The 19,863-nt window shown below is 68.5% G+C and carries 20 protein-coding genes; 10 read left to right on the top strand and 10 right to left on the bottom strand.

The genetic code is table 11. The features are described 5' to 3' along the window. Positions 1–32: 32 nt before the first annotated feature. The 3 genes from ACODTB_RS18120 to nadE all read left to right on the top strand — a co-directional run bounded on the left by ACODTB_RS18120 (position 33) and on the right by nadE (position 2,899). A complete protein-coding gene (locus ACODTB_RS18120; RefSeq protein ID WP_291116539.1) occupies positions 33–1,562 on the top strand; it encodes a class I adenylate-forming enzyme family protein in 1,530 nt (509 codons plus the stop codon). A 43-nt stretch (positions 1,563–1,605) separates the two neighbouring features. Beyond that, a complete protein-coding gene (locus tag ACODTB_RS18115; protein ID WP_291116542.1) occupies positions 1,606–1,863 on the top strand; it encodes an acyl carrier protein in 258 nt (85 codons plus the stop codon). A 61-nt stretch (positions 1,864–1,924) separates the two neighbouring features. Further along, positions 1,925–2,899: an NAD(+) synthase gene (gene nadE, locus ACODTB_RS18110; RefSeq protein WP_291116544.1), complete on the top strand. Its 975-nt coding sequence runs from the start codon at positions 1,925–1,927 to the stop codon at positions 2,897–2,899. Between the two features lie 33 nt (positions 2,900–2,932). Here nadE and ACODTB_RS18105 read toward each other — a convergent pair whose 3' ends face one another. Both ACODTB_RS18105 and ACODTB_RS18100 read right to left on the bottom strand, forming a co-directional pair. Then, complete coding sequence (locus tag ACODTB_RS18105) at positions 2,933–3,409, bottom strand: DUF6396 domain-containing protein (RefSeq protein WP_291116546.1); 477 nt, start codon at positions 3,407–3,409, stop codon at positions 2,933–2,935. Positions 3,410–3,538: 129 nt separating this feature from the next. Next, the gene (locus ACODTB_RS18100; protein WP_291116549.1) at positions 3,539–4,633 is read right to left on the bottom strand and encodes a PA0069 family radical SAM protein; all 1,095 of its coding nucleotides are present in this window, start codon (positions 4,631–4,633) and stop codon (positions 3,539–3,541) included. Between the two features lie 55 nt (positions 4,634–4,688). Here ACODTB_RS18100 and ACODTB_RS18095 point away from each other — a divergent pair, with 55 nt between their 5' ends. From ACODTB_RS18095 to ACODTB_RS18085, 3 genes are all read left to right on the top strand, one after another. Next, positions 4,689–5,657 carry an ABC transporter ATP-binding protein gene (locus ACODTB_RS18095; protein WP_488929608.1) on the top strand — a complete coding sequence of 323 codons (969 nt, stop codon included), beginning with the start codon at positions 4,689–4,691 and terminating at the stop codon, positions 5,655–5,657. 64 nt (positions 5,658–5,721) lie between these two features. Next, positions 5,722–6,483, top strand: coding sequence for an ABC transporter permease (locus ACODTB_RS18090; RefSeq protein ID WP_291116570.1), 762 nt, complete (start codon positions 5,722–5,724; stop codon positions 6,481–6,483). 14 nt (positions 6,484–6,497) lie between these two features. Beyond that, positions 6,498–6,935 carry a VOC family protein gene (locus tag ACODTB_RS18085; protein ID WP_488929607.1) on the top strand — a complete coding sequence of 146 codons (438 nt, stop codon included), beginning with the start codon at positions 6,498–6,500 and terminating at the stop codon, positions 6,933–6,935. Positions 6,936–6,978: 43 nt separating this feature from the next. Here ACODTB_RS18085 and ACODTB_RS18080 read toward each other — a convergent pair whose 3' ends face one another. Together ACODTB_RS18080 and ACODTB_RS18075 are read right to left on the bottom strand one after the other, a co-directional pair. Then, positions 6,979–8,505: an amidohydrolase family protein gene (locus ACODTB_RS18080; protein ID WP_291116558.1), complete on the bottom strand. Its 1,527-nt coding sequence runs from the start codon at positions 8,503–8,505 to the stop codon at positions 6,979–6,981. 201 nt (positions 8,506–8,706) lie between these two features. Then, a complete protein-coding gene (locus ACODTB_RS18075) occupies positions 8,707–9,600 on the bottom strand; it encodes a LysR family transcriptional regulator (RefSeq protein WP_291116561.1) in 894 nt (297 codons plus the stop codon). A gap of 65 nt (positions 9,601–9,665) precedes the next feature. Here ACODTB_RS18075 and ACODTB_RS18070 point away from each other — a divergent pair, with 65 nt between their 5' ends. From ACODTB_RS18070 to ACODTB_RS18060, 3 genes are read left to right on the top strand one after another with little or no spacing between them, the layout of a single operon-like run. After that, a complete protein-coding gene (locus ACODTB_RS18070) occupies positions 9,666–11,033 on the top strand; it encodes an acyclic terpene utilization AtuA family protein (RefSeq protein WP_488929606.1) in 1,368 nt (455 codons plus the stop codon). Further along, positions 11,030–11,461 (top strand): AtuA-related protein, encoded by a 432-nt coding sequence (locus tag ACODTB_RS18065; protein WP_488929605.1) that lies wholly within the window; start codon positions 11,030–11,032, stop codon positions 11,459–11,461. Before ACODTB_RS18070 ends, ACODTB_RS18065 begins: the two co-directional genes overlap by 4 nt. A 38-nt stretch (positions 11,462–11,499) precedes the next feature. Next, positions 11,500–12,477, top strand: coding sequence for a Bug family tripartite tricarboxylate transporter substrate binding protein (locus tag ACODTB_RS18060; protein ID WP_291115629.1), 978 nt, complete (start codon positions 11,500–11,502; stop codon positions 12,475–12,477). A gap of 17 nt (positions 12,478–12,494) precedes the next feature. Here ACODTB_RS18060 and ACODTB_RS18055 read toward each other — a convergent pair whose 3' ends face one another. Beyond that, positions 12,495–13,241: an SDR family oxidoreductase gene (locus ACODTB_RS18055; RefSeq protein WP_291115626.1), complete on the bottom strand. Its 747-nt coding sequence runs from the start codon at positions 13,239–13,241 to the stop codon at positions 12,495–12,497. A 103-nt stretch (positions 13,242–13,344) separates the two neighbouring features. Between ACODTB_RS18055 and ACODTB_RS18050 the strand changes: the two genes are divergently transcribed. Beyond that, positions 13,345–14,295, top strand: coding sequence for an AraC family transcriptional regulator (locus ACODTB_RS18050; RefSeq protein ID WP_291115623.1), 951 nt, complete (start codon positions 13,345–13,347; stop codon positions 14,293–14,295). Here ACODTB_RS18050 and serA read toward each other — a convergent pair. The 5 genes from serA to ACODTB_RS18025 all read right to left on the bottom strand — a co-directional run bounded on the left by serA (position 14,226) and on the right by ACODTB_RS18025 (position 19,856). Further along, positions 14,226–15,488 carry a phosphoglycerate dehydrogenase gene (gene serA / locus ACODTB_RS18045; protein ID WP_291115620.1) on the bottom strand — a complete coding sequence of 421 codons (1,263 nt, stop codon included), beginning with the start codon at positions 15,486–15,488 and terminating at the stop codon, positions 14,226–14,228. The two genes, ACODTB_RS18050 and serA, sit on opposite strands and share 70 nt — an antisense overlap. 124 nt (positions 15,489–15,612) lie before the next feature. Further along, entirely contained in the window at positions 15,613–16,398 is a 786-nt protein-coding gene (locus ACODTB_RS18040; RefSeq protein WP_291115617.1) for an AadA family aminoglycoside 3''-O-nucleotidyltransferase, read from the bottom strand. Between the two features lie 5 nt (positions 16,399–16,403). Continuing rightward, the gene (locus ACODTB_RS18035) at positions 16,404–16,946 is read right to left on the bottom strand and encodes a DUF2894 domain-containing protein (RefSeq protein WP_291115614.1); all 543 of its coding nucleotides are present in this window, start codon (positions 16,944–16,946) and stop codon (positions 16,404–16,406) included. A gap of 1 nt (position 16,947) precedes the next feature. Continuing rightward, positions 16,948–17,610 carry an OmpA family protein gene (locus ACODTB_RS18030; RefSeq protein ID WP_291115632.1) on the bottom strand — a complete coding sequence of 221 codons (663 nt, stop codon included), beginning with the start codon at positions 17,608–17,610 and terminating at the stop codon, positions 16,948–16,950. Continuing rightward, positions 17,610–19,856, bottom strand: a complete 2,247-nt coding sequence (locus tag ACODTB_RS18025) for a DUF802 domain-containing protein (protein ID WP_488929604.1) — start codon at positions 19,854–19,856, stop codon at positions 17,610–17,612. The genes ACODTB_RS18030 and ACODTB_RS18025 overlap by 1 nt, the downstream gene beginning before the upstream one ends. Between the last annotated feature and the right edge of the window lie 7 nt (positions 19,857–19,863).

The raw sequence follows: 19,863 nt of genomic DNA, 5'->3' as shown, positions 1-19,863 counted from the left end.
TCGCACCGCAGCCCGCAGGGCGAGGTATTCCCATGACCGCCCTGGCCTTCCTGCCCGGCCCCTTCGTGCACAGCGCCTTCGATGCGCGCTGCCTCGAAGTGCCCGACAAGACCGCCGTGGTCGTGGCCGACCGCGAGGTCAGCTACCGCGAGCTGAACGAGCGCGTGAACGGCGTCGCGAACGCCTTGCACGCCGCCGGCATCGGCCCCGGCGAGCGCGTGGTGCTGCTGCTCGACAGCGGCGTGGACTACGTGGCCGCGCTGCACGCCGTGTGGCGGCTGGGCGCCGTGGTGGTGCCCCTGGGGCCGCAGACCAAGGCCGCCAAGCTCGCCCACGTGCTGGCCGACACCGGCGCGCGCGCCCTGCTCACCCAGGCCTCGCTGGCCGCCGCGTGGACGGCGGCCGTGGGCGCACAGCCGCAGCCGCCTCTGGTGTGGGCACGAGGCGACACCCCCGCACCACCCTGGCCGCAGCCCGCCACCCAGGCCAGCGCCCACGCCGGCCCCGCCCATGCCGGCGATCTCGCCACCCTCATCTACACCTCAGGCACCACCGGCGTGCCCAAGGGCGTGATGCTCAGCCACGCCAACATGCTCGCGGCCTGGCGCGCGGTGCAGGCCTACCTGCACCTGCGGCCCGACGACGTGATCGGCCTGGCCCTGCCACCCACCTTCAGCTACGGCCTGTACCACGTGCTCATGGGACTGGGCATCGGCGCCACGCTGGTGCTGGAGAACAGCGCCGCCTTTCCCATGCGCTTGCTGCAGCGGCTCGCCGCGCAGCGCGTCACCGTGTTCCCCGGCGTGCCCACGCTGTGGGCCAGCCTGCTCGCGCTGGACCTCGCCGCACACGACCTGAGCGCCCTGCGCCTCATCACCAACGCCGCCGCCGCCCTGCCCGCCGCGCACACCGCGCAGTTGCGCGAGCGCCTGCCGCACGCGCGGCTGCTGTTGATGTACGGCCTCACCGAATGCATGCGCGCGAGCTACCTGCCGCACGAGGAAGTGGACACACGGCCCGAGAGCGTGGGGCGCGGCATCCCGCACCAGGAACACTGGCTGGAAGACGAGAGCGGCCAGCGCCTGCCCCATGGCAGCACCGGCGAGCTGGTGGTGTGCGGTGCCCACGTGAGCGCGGGCTACTGGAACGCGCCCGTCGGCCAGCCCAGCCGCCTCTCGCCCGGCCCGCGCCCGGGCGAGAACACCCTGCGCACCGGCGACGTCTTCCGCAGCGATGCCGACGGTTGGCTCTACTGCGTGGGCCGCACCGATGACATGTTCAAGTCGCGCGGCGAAAAGGTCTACCCGCTGGAGGTGGAACACGCCATCTGCGAACTGCCCGGCGTGCGCGAAGCCGCCGTCACCAGCACGCCCGACGAACGCCTGGGCCTGGCCGTGAAAGCCTTCGTGCGCCTGCATGAGGGCGCGACGCTGAGCGAACGCGAGATCATCCGCCACTGCCTGGCCCGGCTGGAGAGCTGGATGGCGCCCAAGACCGTGGCCTTCGTCGACGAGCTGCCGCTCACCGAGTCCGGCAAGCTGCGGCGGCGCGATCTGGCCTGATGTTTCCTCTTTCAAACCTGCAACCCCCAACGGAACCCCATCCATGAGCACCATCAAAGCCGACGTGCGGCGCTACATCGAAGAGAACTTCCTGCTCGGCGCGGGCGCCGTCTCGCCCAGCGACGACGACTCCTTCCTCGAGCACCAGGTGCTGGACTCCACCGGCTTCCTGGAGCTGGTGGCGCACCTGGAAGAGACCTACGGCTTCAAGATCGGGGACGACGAGATGGTGCCGGAGAACCTCGATTCGCTCAACGCCATCGAGGCTTTTGTGCAGCGCAAACAGCAAGGGGTGGTCTGATGAGCGCCGCACGACCGCCCGAAGGCGCTCGCACCGCAGCGCGCTGCGCGGAGGTTTCCCAATGAGCGCCGTGCCCCTGGGCCCCGAGTCCCTGGCGCTGGACTGCGAGGCCGAACTCGCGCGCATCTCGCAATGGATCCCCCAGGTGCTCACGCAGAAGCTGCGCCGGCGCGGCCTGGTGGTGGCCATCAGCGGTGGCATCGACAGCTCGGTGTGCGCCGCACTGTCGGTGCGCGCGCTGGGCGCCAGGAAGGTGTTCGGCCTGCTGCTGCCCGAGCGCGACTCCAGCGGCTTCAGCACCGAGCGCGGCCGGCAACTGGCCGAGCACCTGGGCATCGAATACCAGGTGCACGACATCGCGCCCGCGCTCGAAGCCCTGGGCTGCTACCAGCAGCGCGACGAAGCCATCCGCCGCGTGGTGCCCGCGTACGGCGAAGGCTGGAAGAACAAGATCGTGATCGCCGGCGGTGTGGAAGGCGGCATCAACTTCTTCAAGCTCGTCGTGCAATCGCCCGACGGTGAACAGCAAAGCGTGCGCCTGCCGCTGCGCGAATACCTGCAGATCGTGGCCGCCACGAACTTCAAGCAGCGCGTGCGCAAGACCATGGACTACTACCACGCCGACCGGCTCAACTACGCTGTGGTCGGCACGCCCAACCGGCTGGAATACGACCAGGGCTTCTTCGTGAAGAACGGCGACGGCTCGGCCGATCTCAAGCCGATCGCGCACCTCTACAAGACCCAGGTCTACGCCATGGCGCGCCACCTCGGCCTGCCCGACGCGATCTGCAACGCCGTGCCCACGACCGACACCTACACCCTGCCGCAGGGCCAGGACGAGTTCTACTTCGCGCTGCCGTACGCGCAGATGGACATCGCGCTGTGGGCGCTGGAACACGGCCGTTCGGCCGAAGAACTCGCGGTCGCACTGAAGATGACGCCGGCCCAGGCGCAGCGCGTGTACGACGACATCCGCGCCAAGCGACGGGCGACGGAGTACCTGGCGGCGGCGCCGGAGTTGGTGCAGGCCCTCTGAGCTTCTGGGGCTGACGCGATCGGGTGTGGCGATCTAGGGCCGCGACGGGATACGCGCACCGTTGGCGGCGTCGATGAGGGTGTCGGGGTCGCTGTTCCAGTGCGGTAAGGAAGCGGGTGGCAGGGGCAGCACGCGGTCCAGGTTGGGCAGCTTGAGGTGGTGGTCCAGGCGCAGGCGTTCGGAGATGGCCTTGTAGCGACGGGCTCGGAAAGGGTCTTTGGCACGACCGACGATAGGGTCACCCCCATGAAACGATGCGAATAGATAGTTGGCGGATTCCTGATGGCCAAGCCTCACGCCTTCGTGCAAAACTTCAAGCGCATGCCGGTAGTCATTCGATGTCTCAGCGTGTGCATCTAGCATGGCGCCAAGGTCATAGGCAGCCGGGCCAAATCCTTGGGCCAGTGAACATTCCATCATCGTGCGAGCCACAGGCCAGTTGCCCCAGAAAGACGGTGGCTCATCGTGATTGCCCCGCAGCTTGTTGCCGATGAATGCCTGCGACTCCATGGAACCCATCTCAGCCGCACGCTGCCAGAACGCATAGGCACCCGCAATGGAAAGTCAGAAAGAGGACGCTGCGGTGTCGGGAGGCCGCAACACTTCAGCGCCTCAAGCGCCGAAGCGCGTCATGCCCCGCTAGAACAGTTCCTGCTGCGCGCGCAGCGCCTGTGGCTTGAACTGCGAGGTGTCCAGCGGCTCGCGTTCGGTGTTGAAGCCCAGGCGCGCGCAGGTCTTGTCGAAGCGCTGGCGGATCAGGTCGGCCCAGATGCCGCTGCCGCGCATGCGCTGAGCAAAGTCCGCGTCGTAGTCCTTGCCGCCGCGCATTTCCTGCACGCGCGCCATCACGCGCAGGGCGCGGTCCGGGTAGTGCAGGTCCAGCCACTGGCGGAACATCGGGCTCAGTTCCCACGGCAGGCGCAGCACGGTGTAGAAGGCGCGGCGCGCGCCGGCGTCCCACGCGGCTTCGAGAACCTGCTCCATGTCGTCGGTGATGAAGGGGATCTGCGGCGCCACGCTCACGCCCACAGGAATGCCCGCGTCGGCCAGCGTGCGCAGGATGCGCAGGCGCCGGTGCGGCGCGGCCGCGCGCGGCTCCAGCGCGCGGGCGAGCTTGCCGTCGAGCGAGGTGATGGTGACGTAGACCGCCGCCAGGCCTTGCGCGGCCAGGGGCGCGAGGATGTCGATGTCGCGCTCCACGCCGCTGCCCTTGGTGACGATGGCCAGTGGGTGCTTCGCCTGCGCCAGCACCTCGAGCGCGGCCCGGGTGAGGCGGAGTTCGCGCTCGACGGGCTGGTAGGCGTCGGTCACGGTGCCGATGGCCAGCAGGCCGGGCACGTGGCGCGGGCTGGCGAGTTCGCGCCGCAGCACCTCGGCGAGGTTGCGCTTGGCGATGATCTTCGTCTCGAAGTCCAGCCCGGGCGAGAGGTTGAGGTAGCTGTGCGTGGGCCGCGCATAGCAGTAGGTGCAGCCGTGCTCGCAGCCCCGGTAGGGGTTGAGGCCCATGGTAAAGCCCACGTCAGGCGAGTCGTTCTTCGTGATCGCGCTCTTGCAGTCTTCCCAGGTGACTTCCGTGGCCGGGGGCGGCGCTTCGCCGCTCGCGATCGCGGCTTCGTCCAGCGCCCCCCAGCCATCGTCGAACGCCTGGCGCTCGTCGCGCAGGAAGCGGTGCGGCTGCTGGTGGCTGATGCCCCGGCCCTTGATGGCCTGAATCGGAATGTGGACGTTCGGCATGGGACGACCACTGTACACAAAAACAGTGCTAGAGTGTGGCGCTTCAGGAGGCTCCATGTCCCTTTCTTCCCAGGCGGTGAACACCGCCGACCCCATCGTGTCCGTGCGCGGCGTGAGCAAGACCTACGCGGGCGGTTTCCAGGCACTCAAGCGCGTCGATCTCGACATCCGCCGAGGCGAGATCTTCGCCCTGCTCGGACCCAACGGCGCGGGCAAGACCACGCTCATCAGCATCGTCTGCGGCATCGCGAATGCGAGCGAAGGCGTGGTGATCGCCGATGGGCACGACACCGTGCGCGACTACCGTGCGGCACGCGCCGCCATCGGTCTGGTGCCGCAGGAACTGCACACCGACGCCTTCGAATCCGTCTGGGCCACGGTGAGCTTCAGCCGGGGCCTGTTCGGCAAGGCGCCCGACCCGGTCTACATCGAGAAGGTGCTGCGCGACCTCTCGCTCTGGGACAAGAAGGACAACAAGATCCTCACGCTCTCGGGTGGCATGAAGCGGCGCGTGCTGATCGCCAAGGCGCTGTCGCACGAGCCCAAGATACTGTTCCTCGACGAGCCCAGCGCGGGTGTGGACGTGGAGCTGCGGCACGACATGTGGCGCATGGTGCGCGAGCTGCGCGACCGCGGCACCACCATCATCCTGACCACGCACTACATCGAGGAAGCCGAGGACATGGCCGACCGCATCGGCGTCATCAACCAGGGTGAACTCATCGTGGTGGAAGACAAGGACGTGCTGATGCGCGAGCTCGGCAAGAAGCAGCTCACGATCACGCTGCAGCAACCGCTGGAGCGCGTGCCCGAGGCGCTCGCGCGCTGGCCACTCGAACTCGCCGGCGCCGGCCACACGCTCACCTACACCTTCGACACCCAGAAGGACGAGACCGGCATCGCCGAGCTGCTGCGCACGCTGCATGCGCAGGGCATCGACTTCAAGGACCTGCAGTCCAGCGAAAGCTCGCTCGAAGACATCTTCGTGAGCCTCGTCCACAAGAAACAGGAGGCCCGCGCATGATCACCGCACGGCCGCCCGAAGGTGATCGCACCGCAGTGCGCAGCACGGAGGTTTTCCCATGTCATTGAACATCCACGGCATCAAGGCCATCTACCGCTTCGAGATGGCGCGCACCTTCCGCACCATCACGCAGAGCATCCTCGCCCCGGTGCTCACCACCTCGCTGTATTTCATCGTCTTCGGTACCGCCATCGGCTCGCGCATGGGTGACATCGACGGCGTCACCTACGGCGCCTTCATCATCCCCGGCCTGGTCATGCTGTCGCTGCTGAGCGAGAGCATTTCCAACGCCTCGTTCGGCATCTACATGCCCAAGTGGTCGGGCACGATCTACGAGTTGCTGTCGGCCCCGGTGTCGTGGATCGAGGTGCTGCTGGGCTACGTGGGCGCGGCGGCCACCAAGTCCGTGATGCTGGGCCTGCTGATCCTGCTCACGGCGCGCGTGTTCGTGCCGTACCACATCGCGCACCCCGTGTGGATGCTCGGCTTCCTGCTGCTCACCGCCGTCACCTTCAGCCTGTTCGGTTTCATCATCGGCCTGTGGGCCGACAACTTCCAGAAGCTGCAGGTGATCCCGCTGCTGGTGGTGACGCCGCTGACCTTTCTGGGTGGCGCGTTCTACTCCATCAACATGCTGCCGCCGCTGTGGCAGACGGTCTCGCTGGTCAACCCGGTGGTCTACCTCATCAGCGGTTTCCGCTGGGCCTTCTACGGCGTGGCCGACGTGCACATCGCCGTGAGCACGGGCATGACGCTGGTGTTCATGGCGCTGTGCCTGGGTTTCATCTGGTGGGTGTTCCGCACCGGCTACAAGCTGCGCCGCTGAAGGGCGCCCTGGCCATGCAACCCCGCATCACCGTCATCACCCTCGGCGTGGACGACCTCGAACGCGCGGTGGCGTTCTACCGCGACGGCCTGGGCCTGGCCACCAAGGGCATCATCGGCACCGAGTTCGAGAACGGCGCCGTGGCTTTCTTCAATTTGCAGGCCGGCCTGAAGCTCGCGCTCTGGCCGCGCCGCAGCCTGGCGGCCGACACCGGCCTGCCGCTGCTCTCGCCCACCGCGCAGGCGTCGAGCGCGCTGGAACTCTCGCTGGGCCACAACGTGGACTCGCGCGAGGCGGTGGACGCCGTGATGCGGCAGGCCACCGAAGCCGGCGCGCGGATCGTCAAGCCCGCGCAAGAGACCTTCTACGGCGGTTACGCCGGCCACTTCCAGGACCCGGACGGGCACCTGTGGGAGGTGGTGTTCAACCCGGGGCTGGCCGAGCTGGGTTGAACAGGCAAACGCCTCCCCCGCAAGGCGAGGCCAACGCGAAGACTCAAGTCGACGCATCCACTTTGCTCATCCACGCGGGCTGGTATCCCGCAGGCATGCGGCCTTTCTTTTCCAGCCAGCGCATGTAGTCTTGAATGCGCGCCCTGTTCGCACGCCCCTTCTGGAGTCCCAGAAACTCAGCGGCATTCAGGCCGAACACCCTGTTCCGGCTGGACGCCGGAACCAGCTCCACCAAGTCCGTCAAGTACGCCGGCCCGATCGTTGCCACCTCGGCCATGTGCCAATCGGAACCGTAAATGCTCTGTTGCGACAACACTTTGTTGTCCTCATACAGCTTGGTGAACTGGGAGCGCAATGCCTTGCGGCGGCCCGAATCGCTGTCGAACAGACCAGACTGGATCGAGAGGTCGGCGTAGAGCGAAGGATGGTCGGACATGGCCTGAAGCAAGTTGTTCATCCAGGGATGCCAATAGCTGTGACTGGAAAATGCACCACCGAAATGTCCCAGGCAGATGCGCAATGGTTTGGCGGGATTGCGGCGTTTCATCTGCTCCAGCACAGCGGCCCACTGCAAGGGGGCGTATAGCCACTCCTCGGGCGCCACCCCTTCAGGCTTCATGCACGCTGCATAGGCCGGTATGCCAGGACTTCCATGCGTCAGGATGGGCACCTCGTTGTCTGCGCAGTACTCGAACAGCTCCCACAGCGCCCTGTCCAGACGATCGCCGTACCGTTTGCGGTATTGATCGACCTGGACGCTTCGGTTCCGCTTCGAGTTGGGACAAGCCAGCTTGGCATTCCCACCGGGCCCATAACCCACCGAGGGATGCAGCTTCACGCCAACAAAGTTCCTGTCCTTGATCGACTTCTTCACCAGGCCCAATGGCGTCAGTCTTTCCTCGCGATGCTGCAAGTCTGCCTGGCGTTGCGGATGGAAGGACACCATGGGCAAGATCCTGCCGAAGGTGGCCTGACTGATTCTTTCGTAGACCACCGACATCGTGTCGTTTTCCGAGTACCAGTTTTCAGCACCTTCGTAGAAGTCCACCATGGATGGGGTGAACAGATCGACCGTTGGGTACTCATGCATCATCCGGACCGTGTTGGCCAGGCGACCGTTCATCATTCCCGCCAACGGTTTGGCGCCTCCACTCGGCGATGAAAACTCGTACTCGGTGCCAAACACCTTGGTGCGATCCTTCGGTCCTGGAAGACAAAAGGCCTCGGGTTGGCGGAGCCAGGTCTTCTGGTTTCTGGCGATGAACTCAAGCTCACTGGCCATGGTGTGGGTGTTCAGGTAAGCGCTGGCATACCCCAGTTGAGCAAATGCACTGACCACCAAGGCGCCAATGGATCGGTTTTCGTCCAGCTCCAGAATTCTGCGTTTGACGAACGCATCCCTGTCGACATCCCTCACATTCAGAATATGGCAATGCACGTCCACCACCAGCCTGTCTGAGGGCTTGTGCGCCTGGCAACTCGGTGGCTGGAAGCTCAACGCGCGCGACGCTGTCGAGGCAAGCAAACCACCCACCAGTGACCCGAGCAACGACCGGCGATCCACAACCATGGCGCACCTCCTCTGAGGATCTCGTCTGCAACGAGACGATGGAGGGCAGCTTAGGGCGGAGCCTTCGGAATTTGAATCCCCAAGTTTGAGGACCAATCCACCCGTACCGCATTCAGACTGTTGAAGCGGAAACCACACCGAGGACACGATTGAGAGAAAACCTCGCCCCTCCACCATGGCGAGGCCTGTCTGCGCCCGCCCTCACGACGGCCGGTGCTTCATCAGCAGGCTGTGAAGCCCCTGCGCCGCCGAGGACAGCGCTCGGTCCGCGCGGCGCACCAGGAACACCTGCCGCTTCAGCCCGGCCGACCTGATCTGGCGCGCGCCCAACCCGGGCTGCTCGAAGTGGAACAGCGTGAGCGAGGGCACGATGGTGATGCCCAGGCCCGCGCGCACCATGCCGGCCACGGTGCTGAGCTGCTCCAGCTCCATCACCGTGCGCATGCGGTGCGGATAGATCGCGGCCTCGACGTACTGGCGCACGCTGCTGGAACGGGCCAGCTGCACCATCGGGAAGGCATGCAGCTCGGCCAGGCGCACCGCGCCCGCACCGGCCGCGAGCGCGTGGCCCGCGGGAAACACCACATGGAAATCGTCCGAGCAGAAGCGCTCGGTGTGCAGCTCGGCCGCGTCGGTGCGCGATGAGGCCAGGGCGAAGTCCGCCCGGCCGGCGCGCACCCGCTCCAGGCATTCGTCGGACAGCACGTCGGCCACGTCGAGTTCAATGCCGGGGTGCGCCTGGTGGAAGCGCGCGAGCAGGGGCGGCAACCAGCCGGCCGCGAGCGAGGGCAGGATGGCGATCGCCACCCGGCCCCGGCGTCGCGCCACGTGGTCGCGCACCCCTTCGATGGCGGTGTCGGTGTCCTTGAGCAGGCGCAACGCGGCGTCCAGAAAGGCCTCGCCCTCGGCGGTGAGCTCGACGTGCCGCGTGGTGCGCTCGAACAGGCGGCCACCCAGGTTGGCTTCCAGCGACTGGATGAGCGCGGAGAACGCGGGCTGGGACAGGTGGCACAGCGAAGCCGCGCGGGTGAAGTTGCGCTGCTCGGCCAATGCCACGAAGGCGCGCAGTTCGCGGGTGGACAGATTGATCTGCATTTCAGATCAATATATCTGAAGTTTGAGTTTCACAGGATGAGTGCCCGGCGCCTACAGTGCGCGACATGGCAAACACAACGGTGATTCACGTGGGCTCGGCCGCCGGCTTCTCCGGCGACCGCACCGACGCCGCCGGGCCGGTGGTCGATGCGCTCATCCAGACCGGTGGCCCGGCCTGCCTGATCTTCGAAACCCTGGCCGAGCGCACGCTGGCGCTGGCGCAACTGGCGCGCCTGCAGGACCCGGACGGTGGCTTCGAGCCCATGCTGGACGAGCTGGTGCGGCCCGTGCTCGCGCGCTGCCTGGCGCACCGCATTCCCATCGTGAGCAACTTCGGCGCGGCCAACCCGCTCGGCGCGGGCCGGCGCATCCAGGCCATCGCGCGCTCCCTGGGCCTGCGCGAACCCCGGGTGGCGGTGGTGCACGGCGACGACGTGGCCCACCGGGTGGCGGACACGCTGATGTCGCCCGACCTGGCGGCGCAGCTGGCCGGCCGCACCGTCATCAGCGCCAATGCCTACATCGGCGCGCAGCCCATTGCCGATGCGCTGCGCGCGGGCGCCGACGTGGTGGTGACCGGCCGCGTCGCCGACCCGTCCCTGGTGCTCGGACCGGCACTGGCCCACCATGGCTGGGCCCTGGACGATTGGGACCGGATCGCGGGCGCCACCATGGCCGGCCACCTGCTGGAGTGCGGCGCGCAAGTCACGGGCGGCTACTACGCCGACCCCGGCGTGAAGGACGTGCCGGACCTGGCGCGGGTGGGCTACCCCATTGCGGCCATCGCGCAGGACGGCAGCTGCACGGTCTTCAAACCCGAGGGCACCGGTGGCATGGTGGACGGGCACACCGTCAAGGAACAGCTGCTCTACGAGGTGCACGACCCGCGCGCCTACCTCACGCCCGATGTGGTGGCCGACATCACCGAGGCCCGCGTCGAACAGGTGGGCCGGGACCGGGTCCAACTCAGTGGTGTGCGCGGCCATGGGCGGCCGGACACGCTGAAGGTGAACGTGTGCTTCGAGAGCGGCTGGCTGGCCGAGGGCGAGATCTCCTACGCCGGCGTGCGCGCGGAGCAGCGCGCCAGGCTTGCTGCCGAGGTGCTCACCCAGCGCCTGAACGGGCTGGGCCCGCTGCGCATCGACCTGATTGGCGTGGCCAGCGTGCTGGCCGACGACCAGGGCCGCTGGCTGCGGCACAGCGTGCCCGGCTCGGCCACCGACGTGCGCTTGCGCGTGGCCACGCGCCACGCGGACAAGGCCATGGCGCAGCGGCTGATGCGCGAGGTGACGGCGCTCTACACCTGTGGCCCGGCGGGTGGTGGTGGTGTGCGCACCGCGCTGCGCCCCACCCTGGGCACCGCCTCCTGCCCCATGGACCGCGCGCTGGTGCCCACCGGCTTTCGCCTGCTGGACGAAGGAGACGGCGCATGAGCGCAGCGCAGGGCCGCTCCCCAGCAAGCTCGCACCCCAGCCCGCAGGGCGAAGGTGCTCCAGTGAGCCCCCCCGTCCTCACCGTGCCCTTGTGGCGCGCCGCCCACGGCCGCACCGGCGACAAGGGCAACCGATCCAACATCAGCGTGATCGCCTGGAGCGAGGCGCTCTATCCCTTGATCGTGGCGCAGATCACCGCCGAGCGCGTCGCCGCGCACTTCCGGCACCGCCAGCCCAGCCAGGTGGTGCGCCACCTGCTGCCCAAGCTGCACGCGATGAACTTCGTGCTGGACGACGTGCTCGACGGCGGCGTCAACGACGCCCTGAACCTGGACAGCCACGGCAAGGCCCTGTCCTTCCACCTGCTGGCGCTCGACCTCGAGGTTCCCGCCCACCTGGTTTCCCAACTGCACGGCCCCTCGGGCTGAGGCGCTTCTTCCTTCACCATCCACCCCAGGAGACAGACATGAACAACAGCCCCTTCACCCGCCGCCACGCCGTGGTCGCGCTCGCCTCGGTGCTGGCCCTGCCCGCCGCCTTCGCCCAGGCTTCGCTCACCACCAAGCCCATCACCTTCATCGTGCCCTTTGCCGCCGGCAGCGCCACCGACATCCTGGCGCGCGCGCTGGGCCAATCGGTCAGCGAGCAGACCGGGCAGCCGGTGGTGGTGGACAACAAGGCGGGCGCCAGCGGCATGATCGCGGCCCAGGCCGCCGCCAACGCGCCCAAGGACGGCCACACCGTGCTCATCACCACCAACACCACGCACGCGGCCAACCAGCACCTGTACAAGAAGCTCTCCTACGACCCGGTGAAGGACTTCGCCGCCATCACCGGCATCGGCAAGGGCGGGCAGATCATGATCGTTCGCGCGGACGCGCCCTACAAGAGCGTGGCCGACGTGCTGGCCGCCGCGAAGCAGGCGCCGGGCAAGCTGTCCTTCGGCAGCGGCAGTTCGTCCAGCCGCGTGGCGGGCGAGCTGTTCCAGCAGATGGCCAACGTCAACATCCTGCACGTGCCCTACCGCAGCAACCCCATGGGCATCACCGACCTGCTTGGCGGGCAGATCACCATGATGTTCACCGACGCCTCGACCGGCATGCCGCAGATCACCACCGGCAAGGTGCGCGCGCTGGGCGTCACCTCGGCCAGGCGCATGGCATCGCTGCCTGAGGTGCCCACCATCGCCGAAGCGGGCGTGAAGGGCTACGACATGGGCTACTGGTTCGCGGCCTACGCGCCGGCCGGCACCCCCGCGCCGGTGGTGACGCGCCTCAACGAGTTGCTGCACAAGGCCATCGAAAGCCAGGCCGTGCGCCAGTTCTTCGCTGGCAGCGGCGGCGAGGTGTTCCCCACCTCACCGGCCGAGCTGGTGAAGTTCCAGGCCAGCGAGACCGACATGTGGGGCCGCGTCATCAAGGCCGCCGGCATCGAGGCGGAGTGAGCCGCACCGGGCGCGCGTCAGGCGGCCTGCCGGGCCAGCGCCACCGCGTCCGCGCCCGCCGGGTAATGCAGCCGGGGTGAGGCGTCGTTCGCGGCCAGCCACACGGCCTCGGCCACGTCCGACTCCACCGTGAAGGCCGAGGCCGAGCCCAGGGTGGCGAAGACGGCCTGCGCATAGGGTGCGTAGGCCTCGGGGATCAGCCCCTGCATGCGCTGCGCGCCGTTCTCGGTGAAGCGCGTGGTGGGCGCGTAACCCGGCTCGACCAGCTTCACGCGCACGTTGAAGGCCTGCAGCTCGTGCGCGAGCGAAGCGGTGAAGCCTTCGATGGCGGTCTTGCTCGCGGTGTAGGCCGCCACCAGCGGCATGGGCGCGAGCGTGGCGCTGGAAGTGACGTTGACCACCCGCCCGGCGCGGCGTTCGCGGAACTGCGGCAGCACCGCCTGCGTCATCGCCATGGTGCCGAAGGTGTTGGCCTCGAAGATCTCGCGCACCGTGGCCAGGGGCGTGGCCTCGAAGGCCCCGAACAGGCCCAGGCCGGCGTTGTTCACCAGCACGTCGATGGGCCCGGCGGCCTGCAGGGCGCTGGCGATGCTGGCCGGGTCGGTCACGTCCAGCGGCAGGACGGCCAGGCGCTCCGAGGCCGGCAGCAGGTCCCAGCGCGGCGTGCGCATGGTGGCCACCACGTGCCAGCCCTGGGCGAGAAAGTGGCGCGCGGTTTCGAGGCCGTAGCCAGACGAGCAGCCAGTGATCAGAACGGTTTTCATGGAGAGGTCCTTGCAAATGAAGTGAAGAAGGTCGTCACGATATCGAGACAAAACCGGACTGACTACAATCAAAAGTCCGTCAATCATTCGCCAAAGTCCATCCATGGTGGATCCCCTTGCCGACGTCATCGCCTTGCTGCGGCCCCGCGCGGTGTTCTCGAAAGTGATCAGCGGCGCCGGTACCTGGGGCGTGCGCTACTCGGCCTTCGGGCAGCCCAGCTTCTGCACCCTGCTCGAGGGCCGCTGCCTGCTCGCCGTCCAGGGCCAGGAACCCATCACCCTGGAAGCGGGCGATTTCGTGTTGATGCCGGCCACGCCGGGCTTCACGCTCTCGGGTTTCGAGCCGGTGGTGCCGGTGGCGATCGACGCCTTGCAGGCGGCCGGCATGGAAGGCGACCTGCGCCACGGCCGGCCCGACGGCCCGCCGGACGTGCGCATGCTCGGCGGCTACTTCGCCTTCGGCTCGCCCGACGCGGCCCTGCTGGTCTCGCTGCTGCCCGCCCTGTTGCACGTGCGAGGCATCGATCGGCTCTCGGTGCTGGTGCGGCTGGTGCGCGAGGAATCGACCGAGCAGCGCGCCGGCCGCGAGCTGGTGCTGGGCCGGCTGGTGGAGGTGCTGCTCATCGAAGCGCTGCGCTCCACCACCGGCGAAGGCGCCCCTCCCGGCTTGCTGCGCGGCCTGGCCGACGCGCGGCTGGCGGCGGCGATGCGCCTCATGCACGGCGAGCCCGCGCGCACCTGGACCGTGGAGGAACTCGCCCGACAGGCGGCGCTGTCGCGCTCGGCCTTCTTCGACCGCTTCTCACGCGCCGTCGGTCTGCGCCCCATGGAATACCTGTTGGCCTGGCGCATGGCGCTGGCCAAGGACCTGCTGCGCCGCGAGGGCATGGCGTTGGTCGAGGTGGCCGAGCGCGTGGGCTACAGCTCGGCCAGCAGCTTCAGCACCGCCTTCAGCCGCCACGTGGGCCAGGCGCCGGGCCAGTATCAGAACAGCACGCGGCAACGCAGCGTGCCCGGCACATCGAGCAGGCGGGCCAGCGCGATGTCCGAATAGGCAGCATCGACATCGATCACGACATAGCCCACCTCGCCCCGGGTCTGCAGAAACTGCCCGGCAATGTTGATGTGGTTGTCGGAGAACACCTGGTTGATGCGGGACAGGACGCCCGGCACGTTCTGGTGCACATGCAGCAGTCGGTGATGCCCGGGGTGGGCCGGCAGCGCCACCTCGGGAAAGTTGACCGAGGAGGTCGTGGTGCCGTTGTCGCTGTACTTCACCAGCTTGGCCGCCACCTCCACGCCGATGCTTTCCTGCGCTTCCTTCGTCGAGCCGCCGATGTGCGGCGTCAGAATCACGTTGTCCAGACCCCGCAACGGCGACTCGAAGAGGTCGTCGTTGCTGCGGGGCTCCTGGGGAAACACATCGATCGCCGCACCCAGCAGGCGCTTCTGCCGGATGGCTTCGGCCAGGGCCTCGATCACCACCACCTGGCCGCGCGCCGCATTGATCAGCACCGCCTCGGCTTTCATCAAGGCCAGCTCGGCCGCACCGATCATCCATTGTGTCGCGGCGGTTTCCGGCACGTGCAGGCTCACCACGTCGGCCTGCCTCAACACATCGGCCAGGCTCGACACCTGGCGCGCGTTGCCCATCGGCAGCTTGGTGACCACATCGAAAAACACCACCTGCATGCCCAGCGCTTCCGCCAGCACCGACAACTGCGCGCCAATGGAGCCATACCCCACGATGCCCAGCGTCTTGCCCCGGATCTCGTAGGAATGGCTGGCCGATTTGAGCCAGCCACCCCGGTGCGACACCGCGTTTTTCTCGGGGATGCCGCGCATCAGCAGAATCGCCTCGGCCAGCACCAGCTCGGCCACCGACCGGGTGTTGGAAAACGGCGCATTGAACACCGCCACGCCCCGCGCACTGGCCGCGCTCAGGTCGACCTGGTTGGTGCCAATGCAGAAGCACCCCACCGCCGCCAACCGCTGCGCATGGGCCAGCACCTCGGCGGTCAGCTGGGTGCGGGAACGGATGCCCAGGAAATGCACGTCGGCGATCCGGAGCTTGAGCTCGTCCTCGGGCAGCGCGCCGGGCAGGCTCTCGATCTGGCTGTAGCCGGCGGCGCGCAGCACCTCCACCGCAGAGGGGTGCACGCCCTCCAGCAGCAGGAATTTGATCTTTTTCTTGTCGATCGAGGTCGGGCTGACGACCCCGGCAATGGGCGATGCGGGCAGGTTCATGGGTAAAAAATATAGGCGGATTTGATCGGCACAGTGGGCGTAGGCTCAATCCGTCGAGCCTGGGCCGGGTCTTCCCGGTGAGCACAGCAGCGCCGCTCAGCACCGCAGCGGCGGCTTCAGGCGCTCAGACCACGCGCTCGACCTCGGCCCGGACATGCCGCACGAACGCCGCCACGCCCTCCGCGTCTTCGGCCAGATCGTCTCGCGCGTGGCCCAGGTAGGCCAAGCGCGCCTTGGCCAGGACCGGCCGATGCCTTTCGGGCAGGCGCTCGAGCGCCCAAGTGGCGGCGGCGTCCTTGGAGGCAATCCCGCCAGTGACCGCGCTGAACCAGATGCGCGCCAGGGCGAGCACCACGTTGCGTTCGTCGCCCACCCAGTCGGTCGCCTCGTTCCACTGCGCCACGGTGTCGAGCAGCGCCTGCGCGAAATCGGCCGCAGGCACGGGCTCGAACAGCTCGGCCGCGGGCGGTCCCATCAGCGCGGCGCTGTGTTGCCGCAGCTTGCTCAGCAGGATCGCCAGGTCGTGGTCCTCCATGGCGGGCTCGATGGTGCCGGCCAACAGGTCCTCGCGCAGCCATTCGCCGAACTGCAGTTCGCGCCGCGCGGGATGGCGCCAGGGCACCACGTCGCCGCGCACAACCACCGTCACTTCGAGCGCGCGCAGCGGGCCCTCGGTGCCGGGTGGCGCGGAGACGGCCAGCAGGTCCCCCATCAGCGCGCGGCGCACCGGCTCGGCCAGGGGCGCGCTCACGGTGACCATCAGGTCCAGGTCGCTCAAGGTTTGCAGGCCGCCGTCCAGGGCCGAGCCGAACAGGTGGATGGCCTGCAGCGTGTCGCCCAGGTGGCGCTCCAGCACGGCGCGGGTGGCCGCGAGTTGTCCGGCGATCTCGATGGGCACGGGGTGGGTCATGGCGTTCATTTCTTCTGCCGCGCCGCCTTGGGCTTGCCGGCCGGCTGCTTGAGCTGGGCGCTTGACTGCTCCAGCCACAGCAGGGTGTCGGCGTGCGCCATGAAACGGCGCAGGTAGTCCGGCGAGAGTTCGCGCAGCAGGCCCAGGGTGCGCAGCACCAGCATGTGCGAGTTGAGCGGGCCGGCGTTTTCAGGGCCGCGCTGCACGGCCTGCACCACCTCGTCCTCGGCGCACAGGCGAGACCAGGTTTCGCGAAACGCCTGCGCGCTGCGCAGTTCGGGACGGCCGGCGGCGGTGCCCGGCGCCTGGGTGGCGGAGGCGATGTGCTGGTTGAGCCGGCCCAGCGGCGTCAGCGGCTTGGGCGGTGGCGCGCGCGGGCGCCGGGGCGGTGTGGCGGGCGCCGCCGTGTGCTGGGCAGGGCCTTCGGCGGGCACCGCCACCGGCAGCTTCGCGCGCAGCACGCGTTGCACGGCCTCGGGCGCGGCCTCCAGGCGGCGCGTGAGGGCGGCCAGGTAATGGGCGTGCACGGCGTCGGCGTCGTGGCTCATCTCAGGGCTTCGGGGTGGGCGCCGGGGCCGTCTTGGGCACGGGCGCCATTTCCACGCGGCGGTTGAGCGCGCGGCCCTTCTCGCTGCCGTTGGAGGCCACGGGCTGCTCGGCGCCGAAGGCCGCGCTGAACACGCGCTGCGGCGGCATGCCTTCCTGGATCAGCGCCCGCGTGACCGTGAGCGCGCGCTGGGCCGAGAGTTCGAGGTTGTCGGCGAAGCGCTGGTTGGTGGCCTGCACCGGGCGGTCGTCGGTGAAGCCGCTGACCATCAGCATCTCGTCGCGCTCGCCCAGGTAGACCTGCAGCGGCGGCACCAGGCTCTGCAGAATCTGCCGGCCTTCGGGGCGCAGCTCGTCGGAGTTGAGCGCGAACAGCACGCTGCCGCTGATGCCGATGCGGCCGTTGTCCAGTGTCACGCGGCCGTTCTGCAGCGGAATGGCCAGGGCCTTTTCCAGCGCCATGCGGCGCTGCTCTTCCTGCTGGCGCTTCTGCACTTCGGCCTGCAGGCTGGCCACCAGGTCCATCTGCACCACGAGCACGCCGACCAGGATGAGCACGAAGGCGCCCACCAGGCCGGACATGAGATCGCCGAACACGGCCCACACCGGCGCGGTGTGGTCGGTGCCGTCCTCGTCCTCGATGTGGCGGTCGTCCAGGCCGATCATCACGCGGCCTTCTTCTCGGCGGGCTGCGGGCCGCGCAGGCGGCGCAGGTCTTCGATGATGCCCTGCTGCGAGCTGATGCTGAGGTCGATCACCTCGCGCGCCTGCGCCACGTAGTAAGCGAGCTGCTCGTCGCTGCGCGCGATGGACTGCGTGACCGCGCTTTCGATGCGCTGCAGGTTCTCGATGAGTTTTTCGTTGGTGGTGCTGAAGAGCTGCACGCCGTGGCCGAAGGCCTCGCCGAGGGCGGCGAGCTCGATGGCGCTGCCGTTGACCTGCGCGGCCACCTCTTCGGCGCGCACGGCCTGCACGCCCACGGTGTCGGCGAACTGGCGCCCCACCTGGTCGAGCACCGCACCGGCGGAAGCAACGAGCGATTCGACGGCAGCGCGCTGCTCGCCCGTGGCCTGCTGCACGGACTGCAGCAGGCCGTCGATGTTCTGCATGAGCGCGGCGCGTTCCTGCAGCGCGGTGTTGTCGCGCTCGGTGAGCTGGCTCATCTCCTGGCGCAGCTGGGCGATCACTTCGGCCGCGGCCTTGGGCGCCTCGGCCGCGGTGTCCAGCAGGCGCGACATGGGCGCTTCGAGCGCGGTGCCCAGCGTGGCGAGGTGGGTGGCCACCTGGTCGTTCAACGAGGACTGCAACTCACCCAGGCGCTGAGCGCCGGCCTGGTCGCGCGCGGCTTCTTCGCTGCGCAGGCTGGCGAGTTCGTCGCGCCAGAGGGTCGCGGTCTGCTCCAGCGTCTGCGCCACGGCCTGCTGCTGCGCCAGGGTCTGTGCGCCGAGCTGCCGCCATTCGCCCTGCAGCGTGGCCGCCATGCTCTGCAAGGCCTGCGCCCAGGCCGCCTGCTGCTGCTGGTCGGCCGTGGTCTGCTCGGCGTGCGAGCGGTTCACAGTCTCCTGCACGCCGGTGATCAGGGCGGCGCAGCGTTCCTCGAAGGTGGTGGTGAAGGCGGCGAGCGCGCGGTCCAGGCCCTGCACCTGCTGTTCGCTGGTGTGGGCGTGCTGCTGCAGGGCTGCCGTCCAGCCCTCGCTCACGGTGCCGGCGGTGGCACCGAAACGCTCGGACAGCTGGTGCATCTGCGCCTGCACCGCCGCGCTCACGCGCTCGTGCAGTTGTGTCGATTCCCGTGCGAGCGCGCTCATGGCGTTTTCCACCACCGGCTGCAGGCTTTCGCCGGCCGCGCGGGCGCTGGCGCTCAGGCTGTCCTTGAGCGTCTGCTCGACCGCGTTCGCCAGGCCCTGGTAGGCCTCGCCGGCCTCCCGGTGGAACTGCGTCTGCCGCGCCAGCAGCTGTTCGTCCAGCTGCTGGCCGCGCTGTTCGATCTGCGCCATGAGCGCGATGGTGCCTTTGGCACTCTCCACCACGGGCCGCAGGCTTTCGCTCGCGGCGTGGGCGCTGGCGCTCACGCTCTCCTTGAGCGACCGCTCCACGGAATTCGCCAGGCCCTGGTAGGCCTCGCTGGCCGCCTGGTGGAACTGGGTCTGCCGGGTCAGCAACTGCTCGTCGAGTTGCTCGCTGCGGCGTTCGATCTGCGCCATGAGCGCCTGCAGCTGGTTCACCACCACGGGCAGCGCACCGGCCTGCTGCTGCAGGGCGTCGAAGGTGGCCTGGCGCTGCTGCGCCAGCGAGAACGGGCGGAACACGGTGGCGGTGTGGGCCTCGAGCTGGCGCGCCACGTCGGCGCGCTCGCGCCGGGCGATGGCGGACATGAGGCCCAGCATGGCCGAGGTGGCCACGCCGACCACCGAGGTGCCGAAAGCCAGGCCCAGGCCCTTGATGGGCGCGGCCAGCGCCGAGCGGATGGCCTGCAGGTCGGCCGAGCCTTCGAGCGTGAACACCACGCCCTTGAAGGTGACCACCATGCCGAGGAAGGTGCCGAGCATGCCCAACATCACGAGCAGGCCGATCAGGTAGGGCGTGAGCGCCAGGCCGGGCAGCGCGCCGCGCTCGCCCTCGATGCGCTGGCGCACGGCGTTCTGCAGGCCGGGCGGCACGCGCGCGAGCCAGTCGCCCAGGGTGGCGAGCGGCTGCGGCACGTTGGCCAGCGCCTCGGCGAGCGAGGCGGTGGTCTGGCGGTAGCGCCGGATCTCCTGCGCACCCAGCAGGTAGACCGCGCCGATGACCGCGGTCATGGCCAGGGCGAAGAGGCTGGTGCCGACAAAACCGGCACCCACCCAGGCGATGGCCAGCAGGCCCAGGACGAAGGCGGCGGTGAAAAACAAACGGTTCAGAGAAGGGCTGTTCATGGATTCA

Source organism: Hydrogenophaga sp. FG152, assembly GCF_057809615.1.
The sequence above is the reverse complement of the archived record's forward strand: the minus strand, read 5'-3'. Positions and strand labels throughout refer to the sequence as shown.